Below are 15,896 nucleotides of genomic sequence, written 5' to 3'. Positions count from 1 at the left end.
ATTTTTAAACGCTGTAATAATTAAGTTATCGGAAGAATCACCATCACGACACTTTACCACAACGGAGAAAACAAATACCGCTGGGTGACCCCCGTTGTGCTTTAGCACTTAAAAGAAATGCAAACAACCATCGATTCACAAAAAAAACTTTTGTCTAAACTTCAACCGCTGATAGCACTTTTTGTGTTGTGTATGGTGATAGGTTTACTATCTGACAAATTTTTTACCGTTTCTAATTTTTGGAATGTATTACGCCAAATTTCAGTAAATATCTGTATTTCAACGGGTATGACCCTCGTGGTACTTATGGCAGGAATTGATTTGTCGGTAGGGTCGGTATTGGCATTGAGTGGGGCTGTGACCGCTGGTTTATACAAGTCGGGCATTGAGTTTCCTACCCAAAATCTTTTCGTAGGTTTCACACTTTTGGGAGGCATTCTAGCGGGCATCGTAGTAGGTGGGTTGTTGGGTTTTTTTAATGGCGTGGCTATTACGCGTTTCAAAGTACCCCCTTTTGTAGCTACTTTGGCTATGCTGACCGTAGCGCGTGGTCTGACCATGCTCTGGACACAGGGCTTTCCTATCAGTGGATTAGGCAAAGACTTTGCTTTTTTGGGTACAGGCTGGTTTTTGGGCGTGCCGGTTCCGGTTTGGATAAGTGCCTTAGTGGTGGTGTTAGCGATTTTACTTTCCAACAAAACCAAAATCGGGCGTTATATCTATGCCATTGGAGGCAATGAAAATGCGGCGCGGTTGTCTGGAATCAATATCAATCGGGTCAAAGTGATTGTGTACACATTGGCGGGTGTGCTGGCGGCGGTAGGAGGTTTGATGGTGACTTCACGTCTTGATTCTGCCCAGCCCAACGCCGGTACAGGCTACGAACTTGACTCTATTGCGGCAGTGGTGATTGGCGGGACTTCGTTGTCGGGCGGAAAGGGCAGTATCGGCGGGACGGTCTTGGGGGCTATCATCATTGGAGTGTTAAACAATGGCTTGGTATTGCTCAATGTATCGCCTTTTTGGCAACAAGTAGTCAAAGGACTGGTGATTTTGATAGCGGTCGTTATCGACAAAGCCAATACCAAAAACCACTGATTTTAGGCTGTTTTTTCTAACGCAAAAGACTTATTTAACACAAGTACTTAAGTGAATGCGCAAAGCTAAATTAGCTTATAACTGTTTGGTAGTTGCTGATTATCAACAATTAAAGATTAATGGTGCGTAAGCACTTACTGCATTGTTAGCTAAGGTTTTTTATTTTACCCGCCGATTGGCGCAGATTTAAAGTCGCAGACAAACGCAGATAGGAGACTGTATAAAGCCCTTTTTTAGCGAAAATCCGCGTTTGTATTATTCAGCGAACTTCTGCGGGTAAAAAACAAAACTTTTTACTTAACAATGTACTTACAATCAACCGCACTTAAATTTATAAATGTCTTTCATTTTAGCCATCGACCAAGGTACAAGTAGTACCAAAACGCTTGTTTTTGATGCACAAGGGCAAGTGGTATCACGGGCTTCCGAACCCTTGAAAACCCACTATTTTGGAGAGGGCTTTGCCGAGCAAGACCCCGAGGGTATTTTCCAAAATGTAATGTCGTCGGTCAAAAAATGTTTGGCTGATTTTCAAGCCAAAGGCCATTCGTTGACCTCCATTGCCACCGTTGGAATCTCTAACCAGCGCGAAACCTTCATCTTGTGGGATGAGCAAGGAAAGCCTTTGCACAACGCGGTCATTTGGCAATGTAAGCGCTCGGTAAAGATATGTGACCAACTCCGTGAACGAGGTTTAGGGAATACCATCCATGAAAAAACAGGCTTGCTCATTGACCCCTATTTTTCGGGTTCTAAGCTCATGTGGCTTCAACAAAATCAGCCCCAAATCCGTGAAGCTATTCAAGCAGGTAAGGCGTATTTTGGGACGGTAGATACCTGGCTTTTGTATAAATTGACAAAAGGTAAAAAATACTTGACCGATTACACCAATGCTTCTCGCACCTTGTTTTTCAATCTTTCTACCTTGGATTGGGATGCCGATTTGCTGAGAGAATTTGGGCTGACAGGTCTCCAATTGCCTCAACCTCAGCCTTCTTCGTATACTTTTGGAGAGTCCGATTTTGAAGGCCTTTTTCCCAAACCCGTACCTATCATGGGTATGATTGGTGATTCGCACGCAGCCGCTTTTGGAGAAGGGTGTTTTTCGGAAGGAACCGCCAAAGCCACTTTAGGGACAGGCTGTTCGATTTTGATGAATGTGGGAAATCAGCGAAAATCCTCGGCCAATGGCATGGTTTCTACGATTTGTTGGAGTACGGCCGAGCGCGTCGATTATGCCTTAGAAGGGGTAATTGTGACCTGCGGAGCTACCATCGAATGGCTCAAAAATGAGTGGGGAATCTTTGAAGACAGCAAAGATACCGAAGCAATGGCAAGGAGTGTAGCGCACAACAATGGCGTCTATCTGGTGCCGGCCTTCAGTGGTTTAGGGGCGCCACATTGGGACATGAACCGAAAGGCTTCTATTACGGGGCTTACGTTTGGTGCTACCAAAAACCATCTGGTAAGGGCCGCTTTAGAATCCATCCCTTATCAAATCAAAGATATTATTGGCGCGATGGAGGCTGATGCTGGCTTAGAATTGAAAGAATTGATGGTAGATGGCGGCATGACTTCCAATGGTTTTGTGCTACAATTTTTGGCCGATTTGTTGGGAAAACCGGTCCTAAAGATAAATATGCCCGACGTATCGGCGCTTGGAGCAGCGTATATGGCAGGATTGGCGTGTGGATTGTTTACTAACATTGCCCATCTCCAAAGCCTAAAAAAAGAAGTAGAAACCATAATGCCATGCGTAGATAATAGGGCCGTGATGTCTTATTATGAAGGATGGCAAGAAACGGTTCATTATTATGAAAAATAAATCCTTGGTTCAGCTTATCTCGATTGATTGCTATTCGGCAACTCCTAAGTACCTCCAAATCGCCAATTCGATTATGGAAATTATTGGGCGGGGAGAATTGGAAAAAGATGAAATCCTACCTTCTATCAATGAGCTAAGTTTTGAGTCGGATATATCAAGAGATACCGCCGAAAAAGGCTATAAATACCTCAAAAAAATTGGGATATTAGACTCAGTGCCAGGGAAAGGGTATTTTGTAAAAAGCACAGCTACCCCTTCTCAACTAAAAATTTTTTTGTTGGTTAATAAAATTAATGCTCACAAAAAAATCATTTATGATTCGTTGGTATCCTCCCTAGGCGAACGAGTCATGATTGATTTTTATGTTTATAACAACGACTATAATTACTTCAAAAAACTCGTTCAGACCAATAGTCACGATTATTCGCATTATGTCATTATTCCTCATTTTATGGAAGGAGGAGAGAAGGCGCACGAGATAATCAACGCCACTATTCCAGCCGAAAAGCTTATCATCGTCGATAAGCCTATTGCAGGTGTTAAAGGGCAATATGGCGCTGTGTATCAGAATTTTAAGATGGATATTTATAAGGCTTTGGAAGAAGCCCTCCCTCGCCTTTCCCAGTATCATACCATTAAGATTATTTTTCCTAAAGATTCACACCATCCCAAAGAAATAGTGGAAGGCTTGCGGCTTTTTTGCCAGCAATATTCGTTTGAAATGCAAGTGATTCCAACTATTCTTAATGAACCTATCGGGGAAGGCGAAGTCTATATCAGTATTACCGAAAATGATTTGATTGGTTTGGTAGAAAAACTCTTGCCTACTTCTCTGAAAGTAGGCAAAGACGTAGGGATTATTTCATACAACGAAACCCCCTTAAAGAAGATAATTTTGGAGGGAATTACGACTATATCGGCTGATTTTGAGCTCATGGGACAAAAAACAGCTCAACTTATCCAAGAAAATTTGAAGGAGCAGATATACGTGCCATTCTACTTAAAACTACGGGCTTCCTTATAAAATCAGCAGCTAAAATCCGTGGTGATAAAGCAAAAATGCGAACAAATACAACCACAGAATATCCACAAAATGCCAGTAAATAGAGATGAGCTTAAATTTGAGCTGATTGGGTGGGTTGACACTAAATACAAAGGCATCTACATAAGTGATATTTTTGAGAGAGTGAAATACCAGCCAACACAAGGTAGTGATACCCAGCGCAATGTGTAAAATATGAAGACCTGAGAGTAAATAAATAAAACCTACCGACGGATTGCGCAAAGTCGAAATTCCTGCTTCAATGAGCTGATACCAACCCCACAACTGTAGCATTACAAACAATACCCCAAGCGATAAAGTAGCTCCTAAATATAATCGAAATTGGGGATAGCGGTCGGATTGGAAACTTCGATTGGCTAGGTGTAAAGTAAAGCTACTGACCATGATAGCCAATGTACTTACCCAAAAAAGCCCTGGCAACGGTACATCAGTCCAATACACTCCGTTGGCTTTTCGAATCACATACACCGCCAAAAGTATAGTAAATACCAAAACACTGCTGCCTATGCCTATCCAAAGCATAAAATTGAAAGGTTCGCGCCTTTTAGTGAGTGGATTTTGTTTTTTTACGGTGTTCATCGAAGTTTTTCTTACGCTTACTTTTTAATGGGCGAACGCAAACAATTAATTCACTTGATGAAATATGCTTGTTGATGGATGAGCAAATTGGGTACGTAATCACCCTCTCAAGTGTGATTATTTACAGGCATTCTCCTTGCCAAACAGTGGAAGAGGGGAAATTGTTCTGTAAATGTATTGGTTTGTCAAAAATACCATAAATTGTCGAACCCGAACCAGTCATGCTTGCATAAATTGCTCCGTATTCGTACATTTTTTCTTTGATTTGGGATAAAATAGGATATTTTGGAAAAAGCCCAGCCTCAAAGTCATTATTTATACTATGACGCCATTCTTGCATTGGGCGTTGCAATGTTTCTAACAAATTTACTTCTGGCAATTGAGGTTTTACGCCTGCATAAGCTTCAGCGGTAGAAATAGCGAAATTGGGATAAACCAGTACGATGTATTTGCCTTTCAGATTCAAGGAAATATCGGCAAATTGGTCACCTTTTTCGTAGCAATATTGTGGCCGATTTTGGATAAAGAAAGCACAATCGCTCCCAAGCTGACGGGCATATTGCTCTAGTTCGGCTGTTGACAACCCACAGTTGCCGATATCGTTAAGCATTTTGAGCATAAAGGCCGCATCCGAAGAGCCTCCTCCCATGCCGGCTCCTATGGGTACGATTTTGAGTAAATGCGTAGCCAAAGGAGGCAAATCAAAGTCTTGTTTTAGAAGCTGATAGGCCTTCACACATAGGTTTTTAGTAGCATCGCCGGGGATGGCAATTCCCGAAGAGCTAAAACTAAAATCTGCCGCTGGAACTGCCTCTAATACATCAGCCCATGCTACTGGATAAAAACACGACTCTAGATTGTGAAAACCATCGGCTCGTTTTTCGGTAATGTGTAAGCCAATGTTGATTTTGGCATTAGGAAATGTAATCATCTTTTTAACCTCCAATCACCTCCCATACCGACTCTACCACAAAGTAAACGACGTGTAAAGACGAGGCAATGATTAAACTATAAGCGGAAATATTGAACAGAGGCGTATTGAGTTTTTTGAGATAACTAAAACCAACCGCCATGATAAACAATAAAGCGACCATGACGTGCCCTAAAAAGCGCCCATGAAAAAAGGACCAGCCATCGTACTTGATACCTGCCCCAAAAACGGCTAAGAAACTGAGCGTAAAAACGGCGGTCAAAAAAACTTGATATAAACCGGTCGATGAAAAGCCCTTTCCCCACAATATATCCCAAACGGTAAGGATGCTATCTTTGATTTTGATGAAAAAACCTCCAAAAAAAGTAAGCGTAGGCAATAACCCAAAAATGTAAATAAGACTTCCTATGTATTTGAAGCTCGTATAATTGCCGAGGTTGAGGTTGTTTTCGAAGTCGATATGCTTATACCAAAAAGTAGCATAAAACGTCAGAAAATAGGCGTATCGAGTGGCATGGTCGTCGTTGAATTCGCCCGGAAATGTAACCAAATCCCAGAGATTGAAATTGATAAAATTTTCGATGCCTTTATAAGTAGCTTGGTGATTGAGCGGAAAAAAGTCCAGATTATGAAGGAAAAACTTATGCTCATAGTGTTTGTTTTCGATGAATTTGTAGCTTCCCAAAAAGAAAACAATGGAGACAAAGGCTACTAAACTAATCACCACATCGGCTTTGGCGGGGCTTGATTTCCAGCGCATAAGCAGCACTACTAATACCACCAACGGAATAAAAGGCAAAAAAGTGGTTTTGGTAAGCAATGCAAGTCCTGTCGCTATGGCCAGAAAAATCTCGGTTTGGCTAGTGGGATTGTTGACATAAAGATAAATCAAATACAAAATGCCCGTCCCCATCAAAAAAGCCATGGTGTCGTTGGAGACATAAAGCGAATAAGCCAAAAAGGTAGGGTTGAAGGCTGCTATCAAAAAAGCTAAGTTTCTCACCAAAACATCAGCCACTAGCTTTTGGTGTAATTTATAAATCAAATACAGATTAAAGGTACCAATCAGGAGTGATAAAAGCTGCGTAAGTTTCAACGAAACGGGGTCGTCAAACCAATAAAATGGCAAGGCTACCAGATAATAAAAGGGAGGGTGAGTTGCCAAAAACAATTCACGGATGCGAGGCAATCGATGAAATTCTTTGATAAACCGCAGTACCTCGTGATGCTGATCGGGATTGGAGGCATTCATGACCAAAAAGACCATGATTCGGAGTACACACCCTGCTATTAATAAATGAAAAAGGGTTTTTTCGCGGGAGAAATAACGAAGCATAATTGCTGATTTGGCAAAGATGAAAAGGAGCGGTTGTTTCTTAATGATACTTCCGCTCCTTTCGACAATATAAAATTTAAGTAGAGTGCAGGTCTAAACGTTTGATTAGTAGAGCATTCTGAACTTAATGGTTTCTTCCATTTCTTTGATTTCTTGGATAAAACCTTCGGCATAGCTACGGGCTACGTCCATGATAACATACCCAATCTGCTCATTGGTTTTGAGGTATTGACCAGTGATATTGACATTATAACGCGCAAAGATATTGTTGAGTTTGGCCAAAATACCCGGTACATTGCGGTGAACGTGCAACAGTCGGTGCGAGCCTTTGAGGAGGGGCAACTGTACTTCAGGGAAGTTGACACTTCCTGTAGTGCTACCATTGTTGATGTATTCGAGCAGGCGCTCAGGTACATAGTGACCAATACCTTCTTGGGCTTCTTCAGTGCTACCGCCAATGTGCGGCGTCAGGATAACGTTCGGGAAGCCGCGCAGCTCACTTTCAAAAGTCTCTTTGTTGGTTTTGGGTTCGTACGGAAACACATCCACGCCTGCTCCCGATACTTTACCACTTTTGAGGGCTTCTACGAGGGCTTCTACATCCACTACGTGGCCGCGAGCAAGGTTGAGAAATACCACCCCGTCTTTCATCAACTCAAACTCCCGCTTGCCGATGACATTCTTGTTGTCTTTGCGACCATCAATATGAAGGCTCAACACATCGGAAATTTGCAAAAGTTCATCAAGAGACTTGAGTTTTTTGGCATTTCCGATGGGCATTTTGTCAACCACATCATAAAAATAAACTTCCATTCCCAAGGCTTCTCCAATCACCGACAGCTGCGTGCCAATGTGGCCGTAGCCTACCAATCCTAGTTTTTTGCCGCGTACCTCGAAGCTATTGTTGGCCGACTTATCCCATTTACCAGCGTGCATTCCGCTGCTTTTCGGGAATACATTCCGAATGAGCATAATCATCTCACCCACGGCCAATTCTACCACCGAGCGGGTATTGCTATACGGAGCATTGAAGACCGCAACACCATTTTCGGTGGCGGTTTTCAAATCGATTTGGTTGGTACCGATACAAAAAGCCCCAATCGCAATCAACCGAGGTGCATTTTCAAGAACTCTACGTGTCACCATTGTTTTGGAACGGATTCCTAAAATGGTCACGTCTTTGATTTTTTCGATGAGTTCGTCTTCATCCATCGCTCCTTTCACAAATTCGACATTGAAGCCTTCATCTTCAAAAGCTTGGCGTGCCACTGGGTGTACGTTTTCGAGTAGCAATACCTTGATGCGGCTCTTGGGGTAAGATTGTGAACGAGGAAGATTTTTCAGAAACAGAAAATCATCCAGCGAAGGAACTACATAGTCGGCTACTTTGGTCACATTTTCACGTTCGACATTTTCGGTGAAAGCATAGAAGTGCTGCGCCACGCCTGATTCGCGTAACTCGTAGTCGGTGTAGCCATCGCCGATAGCGCACACATCACCTTCTAGCTGTAGTGATTGAAGGAGCTTCACTTTGCCCTTGTCTTGCGAAAGCACGTTGTCGTCGTCAAGGCCGATGATGTTTCCTTCTTCATCAAAACGAAAAGTATTGGCATACACGTTTTCTTCTTTGAGCCCAAGCTCCGTAACGATAGGCACAATAAATTCTTTGAAACCACTCGATACAATCAAAATAGTATCGGCATAATCTTTCAAAAAAGTGCGGTTGCGAATGAAAGAGTCGGATATTTTGGTGCGTAAAAAATCAACGAGCGCGTCGATATGAGAGCGATTGGCTTGCAAAAGGCTCACGCGACTACGCAACCCCTCGGCAAACGACATCTCACCGTTCATGCCTTTTTCGGTCAAGTCTCTGATTTGTTGCACAATTTTTTCGCGGTTGGGATTGCCAGCAAGGGCAATATTTGCCAACTCGTCTAAGCCCTCAACTTGCGTAAAAGTGCTGTCGAAGTCAATGACATAGTAGGTCTGTTCAAGCGTGTTGGTAAGCATTGAGCGGTAATTTTAGAATTTTTATCGGTGGGTGATACTGAGTTATTTGCATTTGAACGTGCAAATTTACCGTTCCTTTTTGGCATTTTTGCAATGTTATCTAAAATTGGATAGACGACCTTAGGTTTTCAACCTCAAAAACAGCCAAAACTGACAAAATGAGCATGAAAATTCTTCATACCGCCGATTGGCATTTGGGCAAACAACTTCATAAATACAGTCTCGAAGAAGACCAGCGGTTTTTTTTGGAGTGGCTTTCTGATACCATTCAGCAGCGTAGCATTGATTTACTGTTGATTTCGGGTGATATTTTTGATACCGCCCATCCTTCCAACCTGGCCTTAGCTCAGTATTATGGCTTTCTTAAAAAATTGATTGGGACGGATTGTCAAGTGATTGTGACGGGCGGAAATCACGACTCGCCCGGAGTACTCAATGCACCCCGAGAATTGCTTAAGTTTCTGAATATCAAAGTGGTAGGAAGTGCTTTGGAAAATCTTGGTGATGAGCTTTTGCATATCCATACTCCCAAAGGAGAAGTAGTAGTGGCTGCGGTGCCTTACTTGCGTGAAGCCGACCTCCGAAAATCGGTCAGTGGGGAAGGATACGAAGACCGATTATCGGCCTTGCGGCAAGGCATACGCGGGCATTATGAAAAGCTAATAGACCTCAAAACAAGTCAGTTCAAAAACCTCCCTTCCATTGCGATGGGGCATTTGTATGTCAATGGAGCTTCGGTGTCGGAAAGTGAGCGGGATATTCACGTCATTGGGGGGGAAGCTGCTTTTTCGGCGGAGTTTTTTCCTGAAGGTTTTGATTACGTAGCTTTGGGGCATATTCATCGGCCGCAACGGATGGGTACCTCCGAAATGATTCGTTATTCGGGCTCGCCGATTGCCCTTAGTTTCAGTGAGCGCAATGATACCAAATACGTATTAGAACTGACCCTTGATAATGCGCACATCACCCAAGTAGAGGCTTTGGCCGTGCCCACATTTCGAGAGTTGAGGTGCTTCAATGGTACACTTGACGAGGTAGAGGCGGCCTTGAAAGCCTATTCTTTTTCAGCTTCTTTGTCGTCTTTTGTAGAAGTACACGTAACAGAGCCTTTTGCTGACCCTCAAAAAGAAATGTATTTCAATTATCTGTTGCAGGAGTTTGACAAAGCTCCTTTTCAGATTATTAAGCCGCGTTTGTCATTTGAAAACCGCACTCGCGGTGCTGATGAGCTTTTCATGACAGGTACTTCTATTCAAGACCTAACCCCCAAAGACGTATTTTTGAAGCGTCTGGTGGCCGAAAACCTAGACCAAGAAACCCAAAGCTTGTTGGTAGAAGCTTTTGAAGAGATGTGGCAAGAAATGAATGAGCATGATTGAGGGGGCGATTTAAATTGAAAGTTTTGTTAACGATTTGATAATCAAATTGTTTGTTAATAGACATTAGCACTGTTGTCAAAGTGCTAATCCAATAATTTGAAAATGACAGGTAAGTGTATGATAGTCCGTAGGAATTTTTAAGCGATTTGCTGTAGCAATTACCTCATTTTCAATTTTCAAATGTACCTGTTGAATGAAAATACTTCGTACCCGTTTCAAAAATATTAATTCATTTTATGGTGAGCCTTGCTGCGTCGATTTTTCCATAAATCCGCTGGCTATTTCGGGCTTGTTTATCATTTCGGGGCCTACGGGCGCCGGAAAATCTACTTTACTCGACATTATTACCTTGGCTTTGTACAACGAAATTCCGCGTTTTGGGGGAATTTCAAAGACCGAAATCGAAAAGCTAGGCTCTATTGTCAACCTTAAAGCCGCCGACGAACCCAAGGCTGAAGCCTACGCCGAGGTAGAGTACGAAGTAAAAGGACGGCAGTATCGGTCACGGTGGAGTATTGCCCGCAATCGCAACGGTAATTGGAACAATTATCAAATGGAAATTGCCGAATTGCCTTCTGGTAACTTGTTAGACATCAAAGGTTTGTCAAATTTTCCCAGAAAAAATGAAGAGCTGATTGGCTTGAGTTATGAGCAATTTGTGAAGTCGATTGTATTGGCGCAGGGGAGTTTTGCCGAATTTCTAAAGGCCAAAGCCCATGACCGCGCCAAACTTCTTGAGGATATTACAGGGCAACATATTTATCGGCAGCTCGGTAGTGCCGCTTTTTTGAAAGATAAACAATGGAAAGAAAAACTTGACCTGAAAGAAAAAGAACTGCAACTCGTCTCGATGCTTTCGGAAGAAGAAGTAGCACAATTGGAAAAAGCCGGAGGAATTGCCGAAACGCAGCGAAAACAGGCCGATGATGATTTGAAATTTTGGGAAAAAGAAAAAAATACCCTGCTTAGATGTTTTGACCTTCAACAAAAAATTGAAAAAGCCGAGACCGAAAAAAAAGCCCTAGCGCAACAAAAAGAAGCTTTTGAACTACAAGCGCAGCGACTTCAGCAGCATGAGCAAGTAAGCGAGTGGATAGGCGATCTAGCTACGCTCAAAGCACAAAAAAATCAAGTGGTAGGTTTGGAAGGAAGATTACAAAATACCAATCAGCAAATTGCCCTTCAACAAAAAAGCATTGCAGAGACGCTGACCCAAACCCAAGCTTTGATTCGGCAGGAAGTGACGGTCGAGAATTTGGTAGAAAAACTGACTGCTTTTGAAAGTGAGATTTTAAATTTAGAAAAAGAAATAGAAAATCTAAATGTCGAAATCCGACCTGTTTTTGGGTCTATCAAACAAGACGCTGCGGGGGCTTCGCACCCTTGGGTGAAGGGATTGATGCTCGAAAAACTCGATGATACTTATGAAAATCTTCGGCAGAAAAGCCTTGAAAATCAAAAGGAATTGAGCCTTTTTGCGCCAAATTTTGATGCAAAAAATGAACTTACTTTCCTTAGTGCTCAAGAAAAAACGCTGATTGAGCTTTCGGCAAAGCTAGGCTATCGTCATGAGTTGATGATGAGAGGGCAAGAACAAAAAAATATACTGGCTGAAAACGCACAGTACTTACAAGAAAACAAACCCAAGGCGGCACAACTCCAACAAGCCCTCCAACAAGCAGAACTGAAACTAAAAGAGCTACAACAGAAAAAAGAAAAAGAACAACAAAAGTTTAATTTAGAAGACCTTCGCAATGCCCTGCAAAATGGAGAAGAATGTCCTCTTTGCGGCTCTACGCATCATCCTTATGTTCATGCCTATGTCAGTGCGTTGTCGGAGGTTCAGGTGGAGTTGGATTTATTGGAAAAAGAATACCGAGAGATAGATTCTCAACTCAAAAACTTAGCGACTGAAATCAGCAAATCGGAGGCTTTAAAGGCAAAAGCTGAGGGGGATTTGGATAAGTTGCGTGAAGCTTACAAAGATGCCAATGCCGAATGTGAAAAGATGTTGGAAGGAATGGCTTTGCCCCCTAAAACAACCCTTGAGCAATTGGCAGATGTAAAAAAACAATTGCAAGAACGCCAATTAATTATCGATAATTGGTTGAAAATCAAAGAATTGGAAGATATGATTCAGCGTTTGTTACTCCAATATGCCCAATTGTTTGAGTTGCGTATCAAGAAAATAGAAAAAGAGCAACAAAAGCAAAATCGCTACTTGGGACTAGACATCCGAAAAGATACACAGCGGTTGAAGGAGGTTTTTACCCAAGCTCAAACGACGCTGCTAATTTCCCAAAAACAATATTCTGAGATTAGCGAAGCACTCAAAACCGAGACGGAGACCATGAAAGGTTTGGAGGCTTCGTTGACCCAACAATTGCAAGCCAAAGGTATCGCGAGTATTGCGGTTGCCAATGAGCTATTGCTATCAAGCCAAGAAGTAGAAAAGCTTAAAAATACGCGTAAAGAGCTGGAAGACAAAGATAAAGAACTTTCGATAAATCATAAGTCTTGGGCCCAGGAGCTATTGGCAGCCGTACAGCTGCGCCAAACTGCTTTTTCGGACGAAGAGGTAGATTTTAAGCTAAAGTCTTGCCTTGACCTACGCAATCAGTATCTGAAAGAAGCGTCGGAAATATCAGCTGCTTTAAATAATCATGCCCAACAAAAATTAAAATTTGCGGGCTTGCAAACTGAGCTTGAGCAACTACGACAGCAGCGACGTAAATGGGATTTGCTCAATCGCTACATTGGTGATAAAGAAGGTAATAAATTCAGCAATTTTGCCCAAAATCTGACCCTTTCCAACCTCATCGGTTTGGCAAATCAACGTCTGCGTCATCTTTCAGACCGTTATATTTTAGATAAACCCAAAGAAGATACCGATAGTCTTTTTGTAATAGACACTTATCAAGGCAATGCCCAACGGGCCGTCAATACGCTTTCGGGAGGAGAAACCTTCACCTTGAGTTTGGCGTTGGCGTTGGCTTTATCAGACTTGGCCTCACAAAATGTAAGTATTGAGAGCCTTTTTATTGATGAAGGCTTCGGAACACTCGACCCCGATTCGCTCGATATGGCTTTGAGTATGTTGGAGCGGTTGCAGTCCGAAAGTCAGAAAACAATCGGCATAATTTCGCACGTAGAAGCACTCAAAGAGCGGATAGGAACCCAAATTCGCCTTTTTAAGAATGCCAACGGACTTAGTACCATGGAAATTGTGGGTTGAAAAACACGAATAGATGTTGTATATTGGGCCAAACCTAATCGATTACTGTTCCGGCTATTTTTACCTTCATGCGTTTTCGGGCTTTTTTGTTTGTGGCTATAGTTAGCTTTATACCGTATATGGTATGGAGTCAAAATACCGTGCCCACTCAATCTGCTAGCGAATTTTCGATTCCTCAATTGAGTTCTCCTCTTGCTGATCCTTTATCCGAAACACATATTGCTACTCCTCTGAACCTGACCCAAAATAACTTTGGAAAAGAACTGCTAGAATTGCCGCCTTCTATGCAGATAGCGATTACAGGAAGCAAAAGGCCCGTCAATATTATTACTTGTAGGGCGTTTGACCGGCAGACCAACAAACTGGTAAAAGCAATTTTTAGGATTACAACCGATGCTGGTGAGTCTTTTGAGGGAGTGAGTACAGAAAACAATTTGTTTAGATTTACGATTAGCAAAGGGTCTATTTTGAGAGTGGAAGTAATATCAGAAGGATACATAAAAGCCCTAGAAGATGAAAATATAGAATTAGGAGAAGACAATCGGAGTTTCAATTGTACGGCCAATCTTACGAGAGAAACGCAGGCGACAGCATCAGTCAAAAAGGAAGTACAAAATATAGGCTCGTTTGGAGATAAACTGGTAAGTGCAGCGGTTTTGGATAAGCCTACCCTAGGGGCAGAGACCACTCAGAAGAATGATTTATTACCAGAAAAACAAGAAAATATTTTTGAGAATCTAGTAACAGGGACAAAAATCAACTTAGAAAAGATATATTTTGACCAAAGTAGCTACGTCTTAAAACCCGAATCATATACACAGTTGGATGAACTGACGGAGGTTTTGAAACAAAACCCCAATCTCAAGATAGAAATTAGCGGGCATACCGACCGCATTGGTGATGCTCGCCTCAACCTTGCTTTATCAGAAAACCGTGCTAAAGTAGTGTATAGCTATCTTACCGAAAAAGGAATTGATGCGAAACGACTAAAATACCGAGGCTATGGTCAAACTCGGCCTTTGACAACAAACCTCAAAGAAGAAGAACGAAAGAAAAATAGGCGAGTAGAAGTAGTGGTTTTGGAAAATTAAAGCTTATCGAAGCTTTTGGGTTTTATTGTAATGATAAAGACAAATGGAGTAAAAAATAGTTTTGTACTAGAAACATAGTTTTATTAATTTCGTTTTCTAATGAAAACAAAAAATGGAAAAACTGTTTTTATTTCAAAACAATATTCTACAAAATATCCCTGTCGAATTTAAGAGGTATCTCTATGAGCAAGTTCCCTTTGAGAGTCGTTTGGTGGGGATTAGAGGTATCCGAGGTGTAGGCAAAACAACCCTGCTTTTGCAATACCTCAAAACCCAGTCATTAGCTACTTCCCTGTATATCACGGCCGATTACCCTTGGTTTTATCAGCATTCTCTGCTCGAAACCGCCGAAGAATGGCATAAGCAAGGAGGACGGCTGTTGGTCATTGATGAAGTACACAAATACGCTAATTGGTCGTCAGAGTTAAAAAATATCTATGATGGTCTCCCTACCATGCGGGTTTTATTTACAGCTTCTTCGGCCTTAGATATTTACCGAGGTGAGGCTGATTTGAGTCGGAGAGCTTTGAGTTTTACCCTTCATGGGATGTCTTTTCGTGAATACTTGTCGCTATATCAAATTGCTGATTTTCCCGTTTTTTCGCTCCACCAATTACTCACTAATCACCAACTGTTAGCCATGCAAATCATGGAACGATTGGAAAGCCCATTGGTTTATTTCAAAAAATACCTACAGACAGGTTATCTGCCTTTGGGTATTCAAACCACCTCTGCTCAGGAATATAGCACTCGAACTTTTCGTTTGATTGATGCTGTACTAGGATTTGATTTGGCTTTTTTACATGACTATTCAGCCTCTCACCAATCCAAAATCCGTCGTTTGTTAGGAATTTTGGCCGATGCAGTTCCCTACATTCCCAATATTCAAGAGTTAGCCACCACCTTGCAAGTAAGTCGTAATACAGTACTGATGTGGCTACAACATCTAGAGCAAGGGGCTATTATTCGTAACATCCATAAAGAAGGGCATGGCACATCTATGCTGCAAAAACCTGATAAAATTGTACTAGAAAACACCAATTTTAATTATGTATTGGGGCAAAATCCCAACGAGGGTACTTTGCGGGAAACCTTCATCGCTAATCAATTGAGTAACGCGGGACATCATTTGTTTTTGGCCGACCAAGGAGATTTTATAGTAAACAATAAATTTATCTTGGAGGTGGGAGGAAAAAACAAAAAAAAGAAGCAAATCAGTGGATTATCCGATGCTTGGGTAGTCAAAGACAACATTGAGATGGGTTATACCAACGTGGTACCAATGTGGTTGTTTGGATTTTTGTATTAAAAACTGAAGATGCGGAGCTTGGTCCCGTAATGAAAAACAA

At 41.9% G+C, this 15,896-nt stretch carries 11 protein-coding genes; 7 read left to right on the top strand and 4 right to left on the bottom strand.

Going from position 1 to position 15,896, the window contains the following annotated elements:
* Positions 1-117 precede the first annotated feature (117 nt).
* The 3 genes from G563_RS0119800 (at position 118) to G563_RS0119790 (ending at position 3,947) form a co-directional block, all read left to right on the top strand.
* The gene (locus G563_RS0119800; protein ID WP_028666831.1) at positions 118-1,098 is read left to right on the top strand and encodes an ABC transporter permease; all 981 of its coding nucleotides are present in this window, start codon (positions 118-120) and stop codon (positions 1,096-1,098) included.
* A 337-nt stretch (positions 1,099-1,435) separates the two neighbouring features.
* A complete protein-coding gene (locus G563_RS0119795; protein ID WP_028666830.1) occupies positions 1,436-2,923 on the top strand; it encodes an FGGY family carbohydrate kinase in 1,488 nt (495 codons plus the stop codon).
* Positions 2,913-3,947 (top strand): GntR family transcriptional regulator, encoded by a 1,035-nt coding sequence (locus G563_RS0119790; RefSeq protein ID WP_028666829.1) that lies wholly within the window; start codon positions 2,913-2,915, stop codon positions 3,945-3,947. The genes G563_RS0119795 and G563_RS0119790 overlap by 11 nt, the downstream gene beginning before the upstream one ends.
* Before the next feature lie 9 nt (positions 3,948-3,956).
* Here the strand turns inward: G563_RS0119790 and G563_RS0119785 are convergent, their stop codons facing one another.
* From G563_RS0119785 to serA, 4 genes are all read right to left on the bottom strand, one after another.
* Entirely contained in the window at positions 3,957-4,565 is a 609-nt protein-coding gene (locus G563_RS0119785; RefSeq protein ID WP_028666828.1) for a cytochrome c oxidase subunit 3, read from the bottom strand.
* Between the two features lie 121 nt (positions 4,566-4,686).
* Positions 4,687-5,496 carry a 4-(cytidine 5'-diphospho)-2-C-methyl-D-erythritol kinase gene (ispE, locus tag G563_RS0119780; RefSeq protein WP_028666827.1) on the bottom strand — a complete coding sequence of 270 codons (810 nt, stop codon included), beginning with the start codon at positions 5,494-5,496 and terminating at the stop codon, positions 4,687-4,689.
* A 4-nt stretch (positions 5,497-5,500) separates the two neighbouring features.
* Positions 5,501-6,832 (bottom strand): glycosyltransferase family protein, encoded by a 1,332-nt coding sequence (locus G563_RS0119775; RefSeq protein ID WP_084650919.1) that lies wholly within the window; start codon positions 6,830-6,832, stop codon positions 5,501-5,503.
* Positions 6,833-6,937: 105 nt separating this feature from the next.
* Positions 6,938-8,842, bottom strand: a complete 1,905-nt coding sequence (gene serA / locus G563_RS0119770) for a phosphoglycerate dehydrogenase (RefSeq protein ID WP_028666825.1) — start codon at positions 8,840-8,842, stop codon at positions 6,938-6,940.
* 164 nt (positions 8,843-9,006) lie between these two features.
* Between serA and G563_RS0119765 the strand changes: the two genes are divergently transcribed.
* The 4 genes from G563_RS0119765 to G563_RS0119750 all read left to right on the top strand — a co-directional run bounded on the left by G563_RS0119765 (position 9,007) and on the right by G563_RS0119750 (position 15,856).
* Positions 9,007-10,221, top strand: coding sequence for an exonuclease SbcCD subunit D C-terminal domain-containing protein (locus G563_RS0119765; protein WP_028666824.1), 1,215 nt, complete (start codon positions 9,007-9,009; stop codon positions 10,219-10,221).
* Between the two features lie 193 nt (positions 10,222-10,414).
* On the top strand, positions 10,415-13,456 hold the full coding sequence (locus tag G563_RS0119760) for an AAA family ATPase (protein ID WP_028666823.1): 3,042 nt from the start codon (positions 10,415-10,417) through the stop codon (positions 13,454-13,456).
* 140 nt (positions 13,457-13,596) lie between these two features.
* Positions 13,597-14,547 (top strand): OmpA family protein, encoded by a 951-nt coding sequence (locus G563_RS37150; RefSeq protein ID WP_229598538.1) that lies wholly within the window; start codon positions 13,597-13,599, stop codon positions 14,545-14,547.
* A 112-nt stretch (positions 14,548-14,659) separates the two neighbouring features.
* The gene (locus G563_RS0119750) at positions 14,660-15,856 is read left to right on the top strand and encodes an ATP-binding protein (RefSeq protein ID WP_028666822.1); all 1,197 of its coding nucleotides are present in this window, start codon (positions 14,660-14,662) and stop codon (positions 15,854-15,856) included.
* Positions 15,857-15,896: the final 40 nt, after the last annotated feature.

It is taken from the genome of Runella zeae DSM 19591, from assembly GCF_000423565.1.
Classification (GTDB): domain Bacteria; phylum Bacteroidota; class Bacteroidia; order Cytophagales; family Spirosomataceae; genus Runella; species Runella zeae.
The sequence above is the reverse complement of the archived record's forward strand: the minus strand, read 5'-3'. Positions and strand labels throughout refer to the sequence as shown.

Excerpts from the sequence above, each read along its gene's own strand:
- G563_RS0119795 (WP_028666830.1), top strand. The coding sequence starts at position 1,436 with ATGTCTTTCATTTTAGCCATCGACCAAGGTACAAGTAGTACCAAAACG.
- G563_RS0119750 (WP_028666822.1), top strand. The coding sequence starts at position 14,660 with ATGGAAAAACTGTTTTTATTTCAAAACAATATTCTACAAAATATCCCT.
- G563_RS0119760 (WP_028666823.1), top strand. The coding sequence starts at position 10,415 with ATGAAAATACTTCGTACCCGTTTCAAAAATATTAATTCATTTTATGGT.
- G563_RS0119790 (WP_028666829.1), top strand. The coding sequence starts at position 2,913 with ATGAAAAATAAATCCTTGGTTCAGCTTATCTCGATTGATTGCTATTCG.
- G563_RS0119785 (WP_028666828.1), bottom strand. The coding sequence starts at position 4,565 with ATGAACACCGTAAAAAAACAAAATCCACTCACTAAAAGGCGCGAACCT.
- ispE (WP_028666827.1), bottom strand. The coding sequence starts at position 5,496 with ATGATTACATTTCCTAATGCCAAAATCAACATTGGCTTACACATTACC.
- G563_RS0119775 (WP_084650919.1), bottom strand. The coding sequence starts at position 6,832 with ATGCTTCGTTATTTCTCCCGCGAAAAAACCCTTTTTCATTTATTAATA.
- G563_RS0119800 (WP_028666831.1), top strand. The coding sequence starts at position 118 with ATGCAAACAACCATCGATTCACAAAAAAAACTTTTGTCTAAACTTCAA.
- serA (WP_028666825.1), bottom strand. The coding sequence starts at position 8,842 with ATGCTTACCAACACGCTTGAACAGACCTACTATGTCATTGACTTCGAC.
- G563_RS0119765 (WP_028666824.1), top strand. The coding sequence starts at position 9,007 with ATGAAAATTCTTCATACCGCCGATTGGCATTTGGGCAAACAACTTCAT.